17 protein-coding genes are annotated in these 16,795 nt (G+C 52.0%); 4 read left to right on the top strand and 13 right to left on the bottom strand.

Annotated features, from left to right (window positions below; genetic code table 11):
• Positions 1-372 precede the first annotated feature (372 nt).
• Positions 373-999, bottom strand: coding sequence for a hypothetical protein (locus M0L20_RS18705; RefSeq protein WP_248478528.1), 627 nt, complete (start codon positions 997-999; stop codon positions 373-375).
• An 876-nt stretch (positions 1,000-1,875) separates the two neighbouring features.
• On the opposite strand from M0L20_RS18705, the gene M0L20_RS18700 reads away from it, so the two are divergent.
• The gene (locus M0L20_RS18700; RefSeq protein ID WP_248478527.1) at positions 1,876-3,042 is read left to right on the top strand and encodes a glycoside hydrolase family 43 protein; all 1,167 of its coding nucleotides are present in this window, start codon (positions 1,876-1,878) and stop codon (positions 3,040-3,042) included.
• A 72-nt stretch (positions 3,043-3,114) separates the two neighbouring features.
• Here the strand turns inward: M0L20_RS18700 and M0L20_RS18695 are convergent, their stop codons facing one another.
• From M0L20_RS18695 to M0L20_RS18685, 3 genes are all read right to left on the bottom strand, one after another.
• Entirely contained in the window at positions 3,115-3,456 is a 342-nt protein-coding gene (locus tag M0L20_RS18695) for a P-loop NTPase family protein (protein ID WP_232562712.1), read from the bottom strand.
• A 199-nt stretch (positions 3,457-3,655) separates the two neighbouring features.
• Positions 3,656-4,735, bottom strand: a complete 1,080-nt coding sequence (locus M0L20_RS18690; protein WP_248478526.1) for a response regulator — start codon at positions 4,733-4,735, stop codon at positions 3,656-3,658.
• Positions 4,713-6,305, bottom strand: a complete 1,593-nt coding sequence (locus tag M0L20_RS18685) for a sensor histidine kinase (RefSeq protein ID WP_248478525.1) — start codon at positions 6,303-6,305, stop codon at positions 4,713-4,715. Before M0L20_RS18685 ends, M0L20_RS18690 begins: the two co-directional genes overlap by 23 nt.
• A 136-nt stretch (positions 6,306-6,441) precedes the next feature.
• On the opposite strand from M0L20_RS18685, the gene M0L20_RS18680 reads away from it, so the two are divergent.
• Positions 6,442-6,873 (top strand): thioredoxin family protein, encoded by a 432-nt coding sequence (locus M0L20_RS18680; protein ID WP_248478524.1) that lies wholly within the window; start codon positions 6,442-6,444, stop codon positions 6,871-6,873.
• An 81-nt stretch (positions 6,874-6,954) separates the two neighbouring features.
• Here M0L20_RS18680 and M0L20_RS18675 read toward each other — a convergent pair whose 3' ends face one another.
• From M0L20_RS18675 to ccoS, 8 genes are all read right to left on the bottom strand, one after another.
• Positions 6,955-7,596 carry a DUF305 domain-containing protein gene (locus M0L20_RS18675; protein WP_248478522.1) on the bottom strand — a complete coding sequence of 214 codons (642 nt, stop codon included), beginning with the start codon at positions 7,594-7,596 and terminating at the stop codon, positions 6,955-6,957.
• A gap of 140 nt (positions 7,597-7,736) precedes the next feature.
• Positions 7,737-8,432: a sulfite exporter TauE/SafE family protein gene (locus tag M0L20_RS18670; RefSeq protein WP_248478521.1), complete on the bottom strand. Its 696-nt coding sequence runs from the start codon at positions 8,430-8,432 to the stop codon at positions 7,737-7,739.
• A gap of 3 nt (positions 8,433-8,435) precedes the next feature.
• Entirely contained in the window at positions 8,436-8,861 is a 426-nt protein-coding gene (locus M0L20_RS18665; protein WP_248478520.1) for a FixH family protein, read from the bottom strand.
• Positions 8,862-8,926: 65 nt separating this feature from the next.
• Complete coding sequence (locus M0L20_RS18660; protein ID WP_248478519.1) at positions 8,927-10,477, bottom strand: 4Fe-4S dicluster domain-containing protein; 1,551 nt, start codon at positions 10,475-10,477, stop codon at positions 8,927-8,929.
• 66 nt (positions 10,478-10,543) lie between these two features.
• Positions 10,544-11,392, bottom strand: a complete 849-nt coding sequence (locus tag M0L20_RS18655; RefSeq protein WP_232562704.1) for a cbb3-type cytochrome c oxidase N-terminal domain-containing protein — start codon at positions 11,390-11,392, stop codon at positions 10,544-10,546.
• 15 nt (positions 11,393-11,407) lie between these two features.
• Positions 11,408-11,578 carry a hypothetical protein gene (locus M0L20_RS18650; RefSeq protein ID WP_232562703.1) on the bottom strand — a complete coding sequence of 57 codons (171 nt, stop codon included), beginning with the start codon at positions 11,576-11,578 and terminating at the stop codon, positions 11,408-11,410.
• A gap of 89 nt (positions 11,579-11,667) precedes the next feature.
• Positions 11,668-13,908 (bottom strand): cytochrome-c oxidase, cbb3-type subunit I, encoded by a 2,241-nt coding sequence (gene ccoN / locus M0L20_RS18645; RefSeq protein WP_248478518.1) that lies wholly within the window; start codon positions 13,906-13,908, stop codon positions 11,668-11,670.
• Positions 13,909-13,930: 22 nt separating this feature from the next.
• Positions 13,931-14,104, bottom strand: coding sequence for a cbb3-type cytochrome oxidase assembly protein CcoS (gene ccoS / locus M0L20_RS18640; protein WP_232562833.1), 174 nt, complete (start codon positions 14,102-14,104; stop codon positions 13,931-13,933).
• A 199-nt stretch (positions 14,105-14,303) separates the two neighbouring features.
• Between ccoS and M0L20_RS18635 the strand changes: the two genes are divergently transcribed.
• Together M0L20_RS18635 and M0L20_RS18630 are read left to right on the top strand one after the other, a co-directional pair.
• Complete coding sequence (locus M0L20_RS18635; protein WP_248478517.1) at positions 14,304-14,723, top strand: hypothetical protein; 420 nt, start codon at positions 14,304-14,306, stop codon at positions 14,721-14,723.
• Positions 14,724-14,764: 41 nt separating this feature from the next.
• Positions 14,765-15,514, top strand: a complete 750-nt coding sequence (locus M0L20_RS18630; protein ID WP_248478516.1) for an acyl-CoA desaturase — start codon at positions 14,765-14,767, stop codon at positions 15,512-15,514.
• Between the two features lie 64 nt (positions 15,515-15,578).
• Here M0L20_RS18630 and M0L20_RS18625 read toward each other — a convergent pair whose 3' ends face one another.
• Entirely contained in the window at positions 15,579-16,745 is a 1,167-nt protein-coding gene (locus M0L20_RS18625) for an MFS transporter (RefSeq protein WP_248478515.1), read from the bottom strand.
• Between the last annotated feature and the right edge of the window lie 50 nt (positions 16,746-16,795).

Genomic DNA, 16,795 nt, shown 5'->3' with positions numbered 1-16,795 from the left:
CCATCCCAATACGCTTACTTTGATGGTGTCCTCGTATTAATTCGTTCCGGAGTTGAGAACAAATTACAGTTTTCCAAGGCTTACTACGAATAGATAAGATCGTTGAAGGGAAGTTCCAGCGATTAGAAGAGGAAAGAGGGCTTATCGTTGTCTACGAAAAGACCCCTGATGGAAAGGTACACAGAACACGACAAGCCACAGGAGGAAACGTCCATAACGACGTACGAATTGAAGTATCTGCGGATGGGCAATCTAAATTATATAGGGACATATAGCTTCTAGCTTCACTTCAATACATGTACCATTATAGCTCCTTTTGTGTGGCAACTACTTAATCCCGATTGACTTTCTTCGTCGGGATTTTTCTCTGTATCAGAAACGATATCCTACGCTGACCCCCACAGAGGATAATGTGCCCAATAGACTAGCTCTTGCATCAGGAGTTAGAAAGTTGGTGGTTACTCCAGCTCTGAGACCAACGATCAATTTAGGAGTTATTAAGTATTCGTAATCAGTTTTCAGATTGGCTCCAACGTTGAATTCAGAACTATATTCTCTATTGAAGGTAAGATTTTCGATTTGCTGACCATTGGTTGTTGCCGATAAATTTGTGACATCACCATTGCGTTGGTACCAAACAGACGGACCTAGACCGATTCGAAAAGCGTGCCTTTCTTTTTTGAGAATACTGTATAAGATGCTCGCATCACCCACTACGCGCTGGGAATGGTTCCCCTTGTAGTAATAATCAAATGGCGAGAATTTTTCTTTGCGATAATAGTTGATGTAACCTACACTAATCTCATAGTCCCATCTGCTTAACTTAATCTGTTCACTATAAATATATGAATACTTCACTGCCTTGGCTTGTCCAGATGCATTACCGCCTACGTGGTTAGCTTCGATAGCTACACGAAACGATTTTGAAGGCATTTGATACTGAGCAAAAGACACATTGCAAATCGTAAATAAAAGAAAAGACAAAATCGATTTTTTCATAGGAACTAATTTTTAACTTCTAGAAAAATGCATGCATCGCTTTCACTCTAACGACTGGCAGAAAGTGATGCATACGAACGTTGATACAAACTTCCTAAAATCGTGCGATTATTACCCATCTAAATCAACACCTTTAATTCGTCCCGCGTCGGCAGCGTCTTATTGTCGTCTAACTCGATCTGTACCCGAGCGAAGCCTTGTGGTCACGGGTGTCAACAGCCTACTGCCACTCGTTGAAACTCTGGGAATTGATATAAATTTTGTTTTCCAAGTTAACCACCTTATAATTCGACTTTCTGGGTCAATCGTATTGAGGCCGTTTCTATCAACAATAGCCTCTTTGAAAGGCTTTTCATTGTCTATACTCCATCCTTGCTTGCAGCTAGTCCCAGCAGCGTCTGGTTATCTTCGCCGTAAATAGGAAGTGCGTTTGAGTTGGCTTTTTAATCGCACTCATCAGTTCCTGATCGTTTCTAAGGGTGTCTAGTCCAGCTTCTTGTGTTGAGTTAATGGCTCGGGTTGATACCTTCCAACTGCCGGTTTCAGGCTCATACCACAGGTATGAGCCTGAAACCGGCCTTTATGAAAACGGCAAAATTTTCCGTCTTGTCAGTCAGATACTTTTCTGCATTTACCCCTACCTGAATGGTTCGAAACCGCTTTGTTATAGTAGATGATTGTCCTATTCTTAAAGCTCCCAAACTTTTTACTTGGTCCAGTATCATCATCTCAGAAAGAAAAAACTTGAAGCATTTTTCATGGTTTTTACGGCTCTTGTGCAAAGCAATCTTCCTGAAGGTTTTACGATTTACCCCATTCGTGCTTATTCAGAAACTATGCAGAAATTTCTGGCGTTGACGAAAAAAAATCGTTGTAATGAAAAAAGTAGCTTTCCTATCCCTCTTTTTTGCCAGCCTGTTTCTACGTCCGGCTCTTGCTCAAACGGCACAGCGTATCGCTGTTGATAAAGCCACGTTTGCCAATCCTCTACCGGTACAATTTGGCGATCCTTACATCTTGTTCTCAAAAGGTACGTATTATATGTACGGTACGGGCGGAGGTGCCGACAAAGGTTTTGCGGCTTATTCGTCAAAAGATCTTATGAACTGGAAGGCCGAAGGTCAGGTTTACTTCCACGATAATAAAAATGGCTGGAGCGACCCGAAAGCGAACTGGGGAGGTGCTTACTGGGCGCCTGAAGTGTATGAGGTTAATGGTAAATTTTACCTGTTCTATAGTGCTCAGTGGAAGGAGAATCCCACTCAGGAAGCCGAAAATTTTCGCATCGGTGTCGCCGTCGCCGACAAGCCAACCGGCCCTTTTATCGACCTGGCCAACAAGCCCGTTTTTGATCCCGGCTATCCCGTTATCGATGCCAATGTGTTTTTCGATACCAACGGCAAAGCCTATCTCTATTTTTCACGCTGCTGCTACAAACACCCGGTTGAAAGCGAAGTGGCGGATCTAGCGCGTAAGAACGGATGGTACAAGGAGATTGAAGAAAGTTGGGTGTACGGTGTCGAACTTAAGCCTGATTTTTCCGGCGTCATCGGCGAACCGGTTTTACTCCTGCGCCCCCCCGTCCAACTCAGCGATAAACAGTCTGAATGGGAAAGCCGGTCGGTTACAGCCCGCGAAGTAAACCGCCGATGGACCGAGGGTTCTGTGACCTTCAAAAAAGACAATACGTATTACATCATGTACTCAGCCAATCATTTCGGCGGTCAGTATTACGCTATTGGCTACGCGACGGCTAACTCGCCGTTGGGTCCGTTTAAAAAAGCGACTAACAATCCTGTTTTGCAGAAAAACAGCGACAAAGGAGGCCAGGTGACGGGTACCGGACACAACAGTGTTACGTACTCACCGGATGGTAAAGAAATGTTTTGTGTCTACCACGGCAGAACCGAAAAAACCGGCGACGAACGGGTTGTGTTCATCGACCGTATGCAGGTGAAAGACGGCAAAATAACGATCTCAGGACCCACTACAAAGCCTCAAAAACAACCCTCGGGCGTACCTGCGGCAGTCACGAACAAGTAGGCCGCCAACGTAATAAGCCCGTGTACTGTCAGCACGGGCTTATTGGAGACTATTTTTATCCAGGGAGATGCGCTAAGCCATCAAAACTCCAGCTGGCTCATCAACGAGTATATAGTCGTAAGCGCGCAGATGCTGATGAATCTTGGCAGCCAGTTCGGGCGAGGCTAGTAGCGTTTCCGGCTTTAACTCGACCGACGTTGATGCAGGAATCATGTCCAGCCAACGCGCCAGCCGGGTTACCGCCTGCTGTTTAGCCACTCGATGGGTTTCTTTCGTAAGCGCATCTCCAGCTTCAATATCATAAGGATGCACGATCGTCAGACGGATTACTGCTTCGTTCTGGTCCGTGAGCCAGCGACGCACAAAAAGAGCGGAATCAACCGAGCAGTCAGTCAGAAAAAAAACCGTTTTCATAAAGCCATCTTTGGATAGTGGGAAGACTTAACAAAACTAGTCACCCCTAAGGAACTGGCCTATGAGCAGAATCAGCCGATGCACTGACTATTATCAGTAGTACCGGGTGTTGTCGGTTTCTCAAAACCGACCCTTGGCGTCAGCAATCCGTGGTGTCGGTTTCTCAAAACCGACACCACACCGGTACCACCAATTCGTCTCACCAATTGGCCCGGCGAAGTTTGTCGGGTTGCAATACCCGGATGCCCGCACCGACCAGTTCGATCAACCCATCCTGCTTGAATTCACTCAACGTACGAATCAGCGACTCGGTGGCCGTACCGACGACCGATGCCAGATCGTCGCGCGACAGTTGAATCAATCCGTGCGAGTGCTCGGCGGCCTGTTGCTCGTGCAACCGCAGCAAGGTATCGGCTACACGCCGTCGTAACGAGCTATACGCCATACCAACCAGTTGATGCTCCCGATCACTGACTCGTCCAGCCAAGAGTTTAATGAATTGCTGGCTGACATCGTTATTGGCTAATAGCAGTTGCTTAAAATCTTCGTTGGGAATATAAATCAGCTCGGAATCTTCCAGGGTAATAGCCGAATCGGTATATTCTGTATTTTCCAGCAAGGCTAAATACCCAAAAAACTCCCCGGCGTTGTACAAACCCGTGATCAATTCCTTCCCATCGGCGTTGGTCCGTACCGTCTTCACCTTTCCCGACTTTAGCAAATACAATCTTGTCGGATCGTCGCCCTCGGTGTAGATGTATTGTTTTTTACGAACCGGGTGGGTTTTACGGTCAGCCGATAAGCTTTCCAGATTACCGACCTGTCGGGCATCGTTCAGGAACTGGTTCAGTCCATCGTGTTGCAGGTCGTAGTTGGCAGTGAGCGGCTGGGCCTGTCCCCCACTAACTTTTTCGAAGCGATTGAGCCGCCCTTCGATCGCGCTTAACAGTTCACTTTCGTCAAACGGCTTGGTCAGGTAGTCATCCGCGCCTAGCTCCATCCCTTTCCGAAAATCGGTACGTTCGGTTTTGGCCGTCAGGAAAATAAACGGGATTCCCGCCAGTTGCGGATTTTTATTGAAAATATGCAGGACGCCGTACCCATCCAGTACGGGCATCATGATGTCACAGATGACCAGATCGGGGCGTTGGCTTAGGGCCTTTTCGACGCCGATCTTTCCATTCTCAGCCGTCAAGACGGCATAACCCGCCAACTCCAGAATCTCCGCGGTATTCTCGCGAATGTCGTCGTTGTCTTCAATCAACAGTAAGGTTTTCATACGGTAGTGTTATCGTGACGGTCGTTCCCTGGTTCAGCTCACTTTGCAGCTCGAGGGTTCCGCCCATTAAGTCAACATAGCGGGCTACAATGTGCAGTCCTAGACCGGTACCCGGAATATTAACGACATTTTTGGCCCGAAAGAAGCGTTCGAACAGGTGTTTCTGATCGTCCGCCGAAATACCGATTCCCTGATCGGTTACCGTTATGGTCAACCGATTATCCGTGCAATCTGCCCGCACCGTGACGACCGAATCGGCTTTAGAATACTTGATTGCATTGGACAGTAAGTTGACCAGCACCTTGCGCAGCAACGACGGATCGACCCAAACCGGAACCATGCACTGGATATGGGACTGAATCGTTTGCCCGGCTTTGCGCATACCCTGTAGGTCGGCAATGGTATCCCCAATCAGTCGGGTTATGTCGACCTGCACCGGGTTGGGTTCGATTCGACCTTCCTCCAGGCGACCGACCGACAGAAATTCTTCCAGGATGTCGTTCAGGTGGTTGACCGACGAGCGGATGCGTTCGAGATGCTTCAGGCGCTTGTCCTGCTGGTCGCTGCCGGGATATTTCTCGATGAGTGTAGCGGATGTAAGTACGGTGGTAAGCGGGGTACGAAACTCGTGCGACGCCATCGATACAAACCGAGATTTCAGCTCACCCAACTGCCGTTCGTCGGTCAGGGCTTTCGCCAGTTCGTCCTTCGATTGTTCAAGTTGTTCCAGCGTGTTCATCAAGGCATGGGTCCGGTCGGCTACTTTCTGCTCCAGATCGGCGTTGAGTCGCTCGATGCGATCACGATGGGCCAAGAGTTGCTGTTCTGCTTCTTTCTTGAACGTGATGTCAATGATGTAGGCAACGGCGTGCAGATCATCATCCAGCCGAAAATAACTCAGACTAACCTCGACCGGAAACACGGAGCCGTCCTTCCGCCGGGCGTGCAGATCCCGGTTGTGCCCCATGGCCCGCACCTGCGGATTCGCGTTGAACGACTGCCGTAGTCGTTCATGGTACTCACTTACTTGGGTTGGAACCAATACATCAATTGACTGGCCAATCAGTTCATCGTTTGGATAACCGAACAGTTGTTTCGCCAGTCGATTCACCGAGACGATCTTGCCCTGCTGATTGGAAACAATGACTCCGATGGTGGCATTCGTAAATACGGCTTCGTAGCGCTGGACACTTTGTTCCAATTCATGCTCGGCCTGACGCAACCGCCCCTGATTAATCAAACGGACGAGTAAGGTTGATTTGTCTTCATTGACAGCGGTGATAACCACCCGCCCCCAGAATCGGGTCCCGTCCTGTCGGTTTAGTTCGGTTTCGTGTTCGTACTGCCCTGCGTGAACAATTTCGTCGATGAGCGCCGTGCGTTGTTCGTTTGTTTGCGGGGGCGTAGGCAGCGAGCGGGACCAGATCGGATTGTCCAGAAACGCCTGTTCAGACGCAAACCCCAACATACGAGCACCCGCCCGATTGACCCGCGTAAACCGCTCTACATCCGTTTGATAGACGCCGATAAAATCATCGCTCTGCTCAAAAAGTAAGTCGGTTAGATTCATGGAGGGTATAGTCAAACGGATTATGAGGGATAAGCGCGGAACGCATCTACGCGGGTCTATTCTCGAAAAATGAAAGCAATGAACCGCACCAACTTAACGTCTATTCGGGCAAATATGTCGAAAATCAGTCAACTTTTTGACCACCATCATACAGCGTGCTAGCGGGAAATCCCATTTTTACAGTCGATTCTACGATCTCGACATCAACTGGCGAACGCATACAGCTATCATGGCACTAAGCACCCATCAACCCATACTGATTCCGGCAAAAACGGCAGTCCTATTGGTTTTTATTCCGGCAGCTCCTACTCAGGAAAGCGTTGGCCAAAGCCTGGCGGTAACGAAGCTGGTTTCGCCCTTACAGCAAAAATTGGGCAGCTCGGTTCGCGTGTTAAAGATTGACGAAACCATGCACCCCGATGTCGTTCGCAGCTTTGATGTCCGACAGTTTCCCGCGTTTATACTGGTACAGCAGGGCATCGAACTATGGCGACAGGAAGGCATTCCAACGACGGGAGAGGACATTGTCAATGCCCCTAACCTGATGGCGCTGATCGATACCCACTGATAGAACTGATTCTCTTTTTCATAAATCAGAGTGGCGACAAACCGGCTATCACAAACCCGTTTGTCGCCACCCTAGCTTCATTTACTTGAACAGATTCTCAATAATACCCAGATCGAGTTTTACTTTCTCAATGGATTGCTGGGCAAAATTGCGCAGTTCCGTTTCCTTCCCGAACTGTAAGTAACTGGTTGCCAGATTCGCTGCATCCTGCCGCTGATCCTTCAATACAATAGCCAGGTTTTTACCGGGTTGATCAGTCAGTTTATAGCTCGACGCCGACTGCTTTATTTTCTCCTGGATGGCGGCCACCACACGCCGTTGCTGCTTCGCGAAAGCGGCATTCGCCCTGCCCGGTTTTAGCTCTTTTTGAATCGTGTTCAGCGACGCCAGATCCGTCTCGGCGGTGGAAAGCATGGTTTTAGCCGCCTGCGTCAAGGCCGAGTCCGACTGTACTTCCAGAACGGCTTTCAACAAATCGTGCGTCCCCTGCGTATGAATTTTTGCCAGAGTGATATAATCCGCGTCGGGGTCACCAGTGATTTTTACCGTCTTTAACTTTTGGGCCATCGCCTGCATCGGTGGCAGTAGGCTTGTTTTCAACGGTTGACCGGAGGCTGCACTGGTGGCGGTATTCGTTTTGGGCGAGTCAATCGTTTGCGCAAAAACTGCCGAACAGCCCATTAGCAAGGCTAAAATCAACAGCTTACTTATTCGTGTATGCATAGAACCAGACTTTTCTAAAATGATTGGAATACGATCAAAAATACACGGGCGCTCCAGGCTAGCGGTTGATAGCGATTAGCCCGCTAACTGATCTTCGTCAGTGCCCATTTGCTCCGTTGTTCGTGGGCTGCATCACTCCCTTACTCCGTCAGCAGACCGTGGCAAATGGGAATGGTATCGACCGAGTGAGCCAGCGCCGGGTACTGAGCGACACCCCGCCCGATCAGCAGCAACGCGACCACCACCGTAGCGACCGAAAGAAGCCGATTCACCCGCTGACGACCTACCACCGTTAGCCAGCCCATAACCAGATTGACTCCCAACAGCGCAGGCAACGTACCGAAACCAAACAGCAGCATGTACGATGCCCCCGCCAGGGGCGTGTTGGTAGCGAGTGTACCGGCCAGCGCCAGGTAGGTAAAGCCGCAGGGCAACAGGCCGTTCAACATGCCGAGCCCGGCGAAACCCGCTCTACCCGGCTGGCGCAGGTGCTGACGAAAGCGCTGGGCAATCTGCCGATCCAGCCAGGACCAGCGCAAGCGGGCGGGTACGCCTTTTCGCCAGACGGAGTTTATCAACAGCAATACACCACAGCCAATGGCCAGTGGTCGCTGCCAGCCGAGCAGGTGCAGGCCCAGACTCATGGTCCCGGCAAAAGCGCCTAGTACGCCGTACGTGGCAATCCGCCCGGCATGGTACAAACCAATAGCCTGCCACCGGTGCCGGTGCGGTAGTCGGCCAACGGGCAACGCAGCCACCAGCGGACCACACATGCCCACGCAGTGCAGACTGCTAATGAGGCCGGTCAGGAAAGCGGTAGCAAGCCAGGGTGACATCGTTTACAGAAATAATTGTTCTTCTTTATAATACTCCCGCTGCCCATCCGACCAGGTGAACTGAACGCGCCAGATGCCTTTGTCGAGGTCTTTGGTCGAAATAATCTGCCGAATGGCGTGTCTCGCGGGAATGGCGACCCGAAAATCCTGCTGCCGGTCGCTGGGACGGTAAAAGTTAATTTCTCCTTTTCGAAGGTCGCTGGGTAGCACCACGACTACCCGCTCCAGGTCGGCCTGATAGGTCATCGTTACAGAATCGTTGGTCCGGGCGTTGGTCACCCGGTCGATGTGTTGCTGATAGTCAATTTCGTTCTGGTAATAATTATCGCTCACCAGATCGACCCGTTCGCGCGTCATCCGGTACACCATGGTGCCGATAAATCCGGCAAACAGCACAAAGACAAGAATGATTGATTTTCCCCAGTTCATAGGATTGACAGTTTGGTGGGTCAAGAGCAAACGGTACGGTTAGTCTTTCTGCTCCGCGCCCCAGGCTACTCTACCGGCCCCAAAAATGTGGTTTCCACCTCATCGAGCACGGTACCTTCGGAGACCACTTCGACGGTAAGCTTCGTACTGCTTTGTCGAATGGCCTTTTCGGGCAACAAAATAAAAAACATACCTTTGGTCAGTTCATCGGCGGGTGCTTCGGTCAGTGGCTGCACCATCCGCAGCGTAGCGCCGGGAAAATTTACGCGAAACGAGACGGGCTTGGTCCGATGCGTTTTATTGACCAGTTCCACCAGATACAGATTCGATACCATCGCGCCCATCGGTCCACGTTCGGCTTCGCGCTGGTAAAGCTGACCCGGTGCCCGCAGAATCGTGGTATCGAGATCACTACGGCCCACCAGCAGAAACACCCAAACGCTCATCAGCAAAACCAGCACCACGCTATACCCGATCATGCGCGGGGTCATCCGCCAGGGCCGACGGGTTTGAATCCCTTCCAGCGAATCGTACCGGATCAGACCGCGTGGCCGCTCGATCTTGTCCATGATACTGTCGCAGGCGTCGATACAAAGGGTACAGTTTACGCATTCCATCTGAACGCCATTGCGGATGTCGATACCCGTCGGGCAGACCTGCACGCACAGCTTGCAATCAATGCAATCGCCAACGACAGGAGCCGTTTCAACCGTTCCCGCGTCGGTTACGCCCGATTCAAGAAAGGCTTTATCCAGCCGGGCAGCCACCGTTGTACGCTCCGCAACCGGCCTACCAGTCAGGTGGTTTGTCTGCGTTTGGCGATCCGTACGAATGTTGTGCTTTTTGATTTTACCGCGCGGCTCTCCCCGTATAGCATCGTACGTAACCATCACCGATTGCTTATCCAGCAAGACGCTTTGCAGCCGACCGTAGGGACAGATGGTGGTACAGACGATTTCACGGACATGGGCAAACACCCCGTAAAAAACACCCGTAAAAATCAGAATCGATGCCAGGCCGACCAGGTGATTTACCGGGTTGTCGGTCATGATCGCCAGCAACGCATCCGTACCGATGATATAGGCCAGAAACGTATTGCTGATAGCGAATGAGATCAAAAAGAAAAGGCTGTGTTTGAGTATCTTCTTCCCGATCTTTTCCGTCGTCCAGGGCGCGGCATCGAGTCGTTTGCGGCTATTCTGATCGCCTTCGATCCAGATCTCGATCCGGCGAAAAACCATCTCCAGAAAAATAGTTTGCGGACACGCCCACCCGCAGAAAACACGCCCGTAAATAACCGTAAACAAGGCGACAAAGACGATGAACGCCAGCAATCCGATGGCAACCAGGTAAAAATCCTGAGGCCAGAAGGTTACGCCAAAAAAGATAAACTTCCGTTCGAGCACGTTGAACAAAAACAAGGGCTGACCATCGTACCGCAGAAACGGCCCGGCAAACAAGGCGGTCAACAAAACCCAGGCGACGACGGTCCGCCAGCGGTAATAACGACCTTTTACCACGCGCGGGTAAAGCCACTGGCGGTTGTCGGCCGGTTTGGTTGTCAATTGACGAATAGGTCCGTCGTCCGGTGCCTGAACGTTGAGTTGGGAGTTCATTGGTTTTGTTGTCAATAGGTGGTCATTCATTGCCCTTGCCGTCAAGGGCAATGAATGACCGACCGATTAGTTCATGGCTACTTTAGGCGTCGGCGCGGCTGCGGGTGCCACCTTTTCGCCCTGCGGCTCTTTCGCGCCCGCCGGTTTAGTACCCTGCAACGAGAGTACATAACTGGTCACCTGCTGAATCTGGAGCGGGTTCAGCTGACGTTTCCACGAGATCATTCCTTTATCGGGAACCCCCTCCGTTATGGTATGGAACACGTCTTTGACGGTGCCGCCGTGCAGCCAGTACTCATCCGTTAAGTTTGGACCGACTTTACCTTCGGCATTCTGACCGTGGCAGGCCGTACAGTACTGCGTAAACAAGGCCTGACCCGCTTCAATCCCTTTCTTGTCGGTCAGCATGGTCACCGTATTTTCGTTGATCTTACCCGCCACGAGTTTGATGTAAGCTGCGCGTTCTTTTTCGGCGATGGCTACTTCCTGCGTGTATTCCTGCTCCATGATACTGCCCGTACGGAAGGTGTGAAAGACCAGCCAGTAGATGACCGCGAAGGCAATTGTTCCGTAAAACAGGCCCATAAACCAGGGGGGCGTTGGGTTATCCAGCTCGGCGATACCATCGTACGCGTGTTCCATTTCCAGCTCTTTCTCCTGACTCAATGGACGCAGACCCGATACCCGTTGCCACCAGGTCCGGGTATCAACCGGTTTAGTAGCTTCCGTTGGTTCCAGCACTTTTTTGAGGATAACGAGCAGGTACACGGCTACGGCTCCCACCAGCACCGCGCCGACCAGCACGACAATTGCCAAGACGAGCAACGCGAGATCCTGACCGGTTGAGATAGCCCACATGGAGGTAGCGGGCTCCTGAATCATCAGGACACGACCGACTAATACGATTTGATTCATGAGTAGTACGTAGTGTTAGTGGGTGGACGACTCATCGAGCGGCAGGTTGCCCATTTGCCGAAGATGGCGTTTGTCGGCCAGCAGTAAGTACAGACCGACTAAGAGAAAAAAGACGAAAAACGTCAGGAACGAGCCGACCATGTAGATGTCTGCTCCGGGAAGTGTTGAGATGAATTGCTTGAACATAATAGCAGGGGATTGCGGGGAATTGCAGGGAATGGCGGGGATTGCGGGGTAGTTATTGTCCCTGCTATCCCCGCAACCCCTGCCCACCACTATTTATCGGTCGTTTCCATTTTCTTAATATCGGTTCCCAACCGCTGTAGGTACGCGATAAGAGCCACGATCTCCCGGTCGGATTTAACCTTGATTCCTTCCTTCGCTAAACGGGCGCTCACCTGATCGGCCTGGATTTTAAGGTCGTCGTTGGCGTACGAAATCGCCTGATCATCGTACGGAACACCTACTTTACGCAGGGCATTTAGTTTAGCCGACGTGTTGGAGATGTCGAGTTGCTGCGTAATCAGCCAGGGGTACGGAGGCATCACGGAGCCCGGTGACATCGATGTGGGTTCGTTCATGTGGTGGTAGTGCCATGAGTCCGGGTACTTCCCGCCTTCGCGGTGCAAATCCGGTCCGGTTCGCTTGCTTCCCCACAGGAACGGGTGATCGTACACGAACTCGCCCGCTTTTGAGTACTCGCCATAGCGTTCGGTTTCGGAGCGGAACGGACGGACCATCTGACTGTGGCAGTTTACGCAGCCTTCGCGGATGTACAGATCGCGACCCTGAACCTCAAGCGCGGTGTAAGGCTGTACCGACGGAATGGTGGGGATATTCGACTTCACCATGAACGTTGGAACCAGCTCAACCATCGAACCGATCAGAATCGTTAGCAGCGAAGCGACCAGCAACTGGAAAGGCCGACGCTCGATCCAACGATGCCAGAACGTATCCGAACCCGTTGGTTTGTAGACCTTGGACAGTGCATGCGCTTCGGCCTCTTCGTTGACAACCAGATTACCGACGGCCATCGTTTTGAACAGGTTATACGCCATCAGAATCGCCCCGATCAGGTAAAGGCCACCGCCAATGGCCCGCATCTTGTGCATCGGCAGAATTTGCAGCGTTGTCTCGAGGAACGTCGGGTATTTCAGAACGCTTTCATTCGTAAACTCTTTCCACATCAGCCCCTGGGTGAAGCCCGCGATGTACATCGGTACGGCGTAGAACAGGATGCCCAGCGTGCCAATCCAGAAGTGCGCATTCAGCAATTTCTGCGAATACAAGGGCGTACGGTACATACGCGGAATAAGCCAGTACAGCACCGCAAACGTCAGGAAACCGTTCAGGCCCAGCGCCCCCACGTGCACGTGTGCGACGATCCAGTCGGTAAAGTGGGCAATGCCGTTGATGTTTTTGAGCGACAGCATCGGCCCTTCGAACGTAGCCATTCCGTAAGCGGTCAGGGCGACCACCATGAATTTCAGGACGGTATCTTCACGCACTTTGTTCCAGGCACCCCGCAGGGTCAGCAGACCATTGATCATACCACCCCACGATGGCGCAATAAGCATGATCGAGAACACGGTCCCCAGCGACTGCGCCCAGTCGGGTACGGAATTGTACAGCAAGTGGTGCGGACCGGCCCAGATGTAGATGAAAATCAAGGCCCAGAAGTGTAAGATCGACAGTCGGTACGAGTAAACGGGGCGATTCGCCATTTTGGGCAGGTAGTAGTACATCATACCCAGGTAAGGCGTCGTCAGAAAGAACGCGACCGCGTTGTGCCCGTACCACCACTGCACCAGCGCATCCTGCACTCCGGCGTAGAGGTAATAGCTTTTGAACAGGCTAACCGGCATCTCAAACGAGTTGACGATGTGCAGGACCGCGATGGTGACGAACGTCGCAATGTAGAACCAGATTGCCACGTACAGGTGCCGTTCGCGCCGTTTGATAATGGTACCGAACATGTTGATACCGAACACCACCCAGATCAGCGTGATGGCAATGTCGATGGGCCATTCGAGTTCCGCGTATTCGTGCGAGGTGGTAAAGCCCAGCGGCAGCGTGACCACAGCCGATAGGATAATCAGCTGCCAGCCCCAGAAGTGAATTTTGCTCAGTGCATCCGAAAACATGCGCGCCTTGCACAGCCGCTGCAACGAATAGTAAACGGCCATAAAGATGGCGTTACCGACAAAGGCAAAAATGACCGCGTTGGTGTGCAGCGGACGAATCCGACCAAACGTTGTGTACTGGTTGTTGAGGTTGACGGCGGGCGCAAACAACTGACTGGCGATTAACACCCCGACGAGCATACCGATAATGCCCCATATGACGGTTGCTACGGCAAAATTGCGGACAATCAGGTTGTCGTAGGCGAATCGCTCGACGGGTGTATCATGACCGGGCGGCTGATGACCGATATCGGCCTGGCCAGGCGTCAATCGGCCCGACTTGTCCCGCTCGGGCGACGTAAGTGTAGTGGATTGATTAAACGAAACATTCATAGCTGAACGAGTACAGGGGTTACTAAGCGTTAGATTGGGGTTGACTGGTCTCGGGCGCATCGTCTTCGAGCAGCATCCGGATCGACGGGGTGTAGAGGTCATCCTGCTGACCAGTACGCATTGACCATAGAAAAGCGCCTAAAAAACCCAGGGCCAGCAGCAGACTAATGCCAATCATAAAAAAGATAATGCTCATGGGCGTATCGATTTGCTGGCTCAAAAGTGTGGGTAATTCGGCGGGCGATCTATGAGATTCGTCAGGCGAACGGCTGATAAAATTCAAGCCGGAATCGGGGTGATTAAACTCAGCCGGGACGATGACAGCCGTCAGGAATAAGGCTCGAAGAACCGTCTACTTTTACCCCACAAAGTTTCTCACCTCTCTCGTTTACGCCATGACCGATACACTGATCAACGCGCCGTTGGGCGAAGAATCCGCGCTGGTTCAGACCTGCCGCACCCAACACCAGACCTGGGCTGCTACCATTGCTCAGCACGAACAGGAAATTGACCAGCTCCTGGCTCTCCTGAACGATTTACTGGAACACCACAATTACCAAAGTCTGCGCCACCGCGCTGTCAATTATTACGGCGATCTGAACCACCTGAAAAGCGGCTTTCAACGGTTGCGACTGGATACAATCTGTCAGACGATGGATTGTTCGCATACACAACGGCAGAGCTGCCGGGAGCCCCGGTTCAGTCTGTATGCGACCATCGAATCCCGTTTCCACGCGCTAACCGACGACCTGAACCGAATCCAGGCCGGATGCTACCAGTTTTTATCGGTCATGGTCACCTTGAATCTGCTTTAATCCACACTTGGTTTTACCCCACCGGCTTACGTTTTTCCTTGATGGTTATTCTTTTTTTCTTCCTCGCGCACTGGTACCTGTCGGTTCTGATGCAGACCATTTTCTTACACCGCTATGCGGCCCACCAGATGTTCACGATGAGCAAAGGCTGGGAAAAAATCTTTTACGTGCTGACCTTCGTTGGGCAGGGGTCTTCGTTTCTGAGTCCACGCGCGTACGGCATCATGCACCGTTTGCATCACGCCCACGCCGATACCGAGCAGGACCCGCACTCGCCCGAATTTTCCAAGAATCTGTTCGATATGATGTGGAAGACGCGGCAGTATTATAACGACATCCTGAACAACCGGGATTCGATTCCGGCCAGGTTCAAAAAGGGGGTGCCCAACTGGGCATGGATGGAGCGGTTCGGAGACCGTTGGCCGGTGCGACTGGCCTGGATCGCGGTTTACACGCTGATTTACGTGCAGTTTGCGGTGTCCCCTTGGTTATTTCTGCTGCTACCGGTTCATTTTTTGATGGGACCGGTTCACGGAGCGATTATCAACTGGTACGCCCACCGCTACGGCTACACGAACTTCACAGTAAACGATACCGCGAAGAATTTACTGCCCTTTGATTTTCTAATGATGGGCGAATCGTACCACAACAATCACCACAAATTCGGGGGTCGCCCGAACTTCGGCGGCTTCCGCTGGCACGAATTTGATCCCGCTTACCCGCTTCTCAAGATACTGGACTCGCTGAACGTGATCAAGTTGCGCGTTGGCCGCGACGAAGCGTACATGTAGCTTTCGCCAGCCCGTACATTCTCCAGATGACCTGGTCAGATCGGATTACCGATACATGGCCGGGTTATTTGCGCATAGCCAGTAGTCCCAGCAGTGGCCCAGGCAGCAGCACGTAAAACAATTCGCCCGATAGACCGAGGTGGGTCAGCAACCACGCCATCAGTTGAATGGACAGGACTGTCAGCAGAAAGCCCAAACTGGTAACGAGCGTCAGAATACTGCCCCGACTATCAGCCGTAGCCCGGCTGGCGACAAGCGTTGAAAATTGCGGAGAGTCTCCCGCAGCGGCAGCACCCCAGACAAGGAGAAATAATCCGAACCACAACGGAGGCAGGGTCAGCAACCACGGCAGCAGCAGAATACAGATTGCTGAGATCAGCAGAAAGTATTGGGCCACCCGCGTACTACCGATTCGCCCGGCAAGGTACCCACCTCCCACGCAGCCAATAGCGCCCGAAGCAATCGCTCCGAACGCCCATAGGGCGTGTTCTATTCGGGTTTCGGGATGGAGCTGGCTGTAGTAACTGACTAAAGCGGGCAGGAAAGCCCATAGGGTGTACACTTCCCACATATGCCCGAAATAGCCGAGCATGGCCGGTCGAAAGGCCGAGGGCCTACCCAAGGTCAGTAACGCCTGAAAGCGGAAGAGACTATGCTTGTTCCGGGCTGGTTCCGAAGGTACAGTCAGGAACAGCAAAATACCCCCGCCAACGGCTAACAAACTAACCGACAGCATCAGGGTTCGGTACGGTATACTCGCGCCCAACCCCCGGATCAGATGCGGGAAAGCGGTACCCAACACCAACGCGCCAACCAGAAATCCCATCGCCCGCCCCAGCCCGGTTTTGAAGCGGTCGGCGGCAATTTTCATTCCGACGGGATAGACGCCCGCCAGAAAAAAGCCGGTCATAAATCGACTGGCTAAAATGAGTGTTGCGTTGATTGGAAAAATCAACCAGACAAGATTCGCCAGTGCTGCCAGCCCTACCGAAACCAGAAAAACAGTCGTTGACCGAAAGCGGTCGGGAATGGCGAGTATCGCGTAAAGCAGCGTCCCGGCAATAAAGCCAATCTGAACCGAGGACGTAATCCAGCTAATCAGCGTGTCCGCTTTCAGCAGCGGTTGCAGCTCTGGCAAAATGGCGTTACCGGCAAACCAAAGCGACGTACCCGCAAACTGGGCAAAGACTACAACCAGTAACTGACCATTGACGCGCGAGGAAAAAAACATCCCCAAAGATAGCGATTCAGCGCTAGCAGGCGACGGTCATACGCTTGCTC

The organism is Spirosoma liriopis (assembly GCF_023196085.1).
In the GTDB taxonomy this organism is placed as follows: Bacteria; Bacteroidota; Bacteroidia; order Cytophagales; family Spirosomataceae; genus Spirosoma; species Spirosoma oryzicola.
This window is presented reverse-complemented; position numbering and strand designations above follow the sequence as displayed.

Excerpts from the sequence above, each read along its gene's own strand:
- M0L20_RS18650 (WP_232562703.1), bottom strand. The coding sequence starts at position 11,578 with ATGTTCAAGCAATTCATCTCAACACTTCCCGGAGCAGACATCTACATG.
- M0L20_RS18675 (WP_248478522.1), bottom strand. The coding sequence starts at position 7,596 with ATGCATACACGAATAAGTAAGCTGTTGATTTTAGCCTTGCTAATGGGC.
- M0L20_RS18690 (WP_248478526.1), bottom strand. The coding sequence starts at position 4,735 with ATGAAAACCTTACTGTTGATTGAAGACAACGACGACATTCGCGAGAAT.
- M0L20_RS18665 (WP_248478520.1), bottom strand. The coding sequence starts at position 8,861 with ATGAACTGGGGAAAATCAATCATTCTTGTCTTTGTGCTGTTTGCCGGA.
- ccoN (WP_248478518.1), bottom strand. The coding sequence starts at position 13,908 with ATGAATGTTTCGTTTAATCAATCCACTACACTTACGTCGCCCGAGCGG.
- M0L20_RS18625 (WP_248478515.1), bottom strand. The coding sequence starts at position 16,745 with ATGTTTTTTTCCTCGCGCGTCAATGGTCAGTTACTGGTTGTAGTCTTT.
- M0L20_RS18660 (WP_248478519.1), bottom strand. The coding sequence starts at position 10,477 with ATGAACTCCCAACTCAACGTTCAGGCACCGGACGACGGACCTATTCGT.
- ccoS (WP_232562833.1), bottom strand. The coding sequence starts at position 14,104 with ATGAGCATTATCTTTTTTATGATTGGCATTAGTCTGCTGCTGGCCCTG.
- M0L20_RS18670 (WP_248478521.1), bottom strand. The coding sequence starts at position 8,432 with ATGTCACCCTGGCTTGCTACCGCTTTCCTGACCGGCCTCATTAGCAGT.
- M0L20_RS18700 (WP_248478527.1), top strand. The coding sequence starts at position 1,876 with ATGAAAAAAGTAGCTTTCCTATCCCTCTTTTTTGCCAGCCTGTTTCTA.
- M0L20_RS18635 (WP_248478517.1), top strand. The coding sequence starts at position 14,304 with ATGACCGATACACTGATCAACGCGCCGTTGGGCGAAGAATCCGCGCTG.
- M0L20_RS18695 (WP_232562712.1), bottom strand. The coding sequence starts at position 3,456 with ATGAAAACGGTTTTTTTTCTGACTGACTGCTCGGTTGATTCCGCTCTT.
- M0L20_RS18655 (WP_232562704.1), bottom strand. The coding sequence starts at position 11,392 with ATGAATCAAATCGTATTAGTCGGTCGTGTCCTGATGATTCAGGAGCCC.
- M0L20_RS18685 (WP_248478525.1), bottom strand. The coding sequence starts at position 6,305 with ATGAATCTAACCGACTTACTTTTTGAGCAGAGCGATGATTTTATCGGC.
- M0L20_RS18630 (WP_248478516.1), top strand. The coding sequence starts at position 14,765 with ATGGTTATTCTTTTTTTCTTCCTCGCGCACTGGTACCTGTCGGTTCTG.
- M0L20_RS18705 (WP_248478528.1), bottom strand. The coding sequence starts at position 999 with ATGAAAAAATCGATTTTGTCTTTTCTTTTATTTACGATTTGCAATGTG.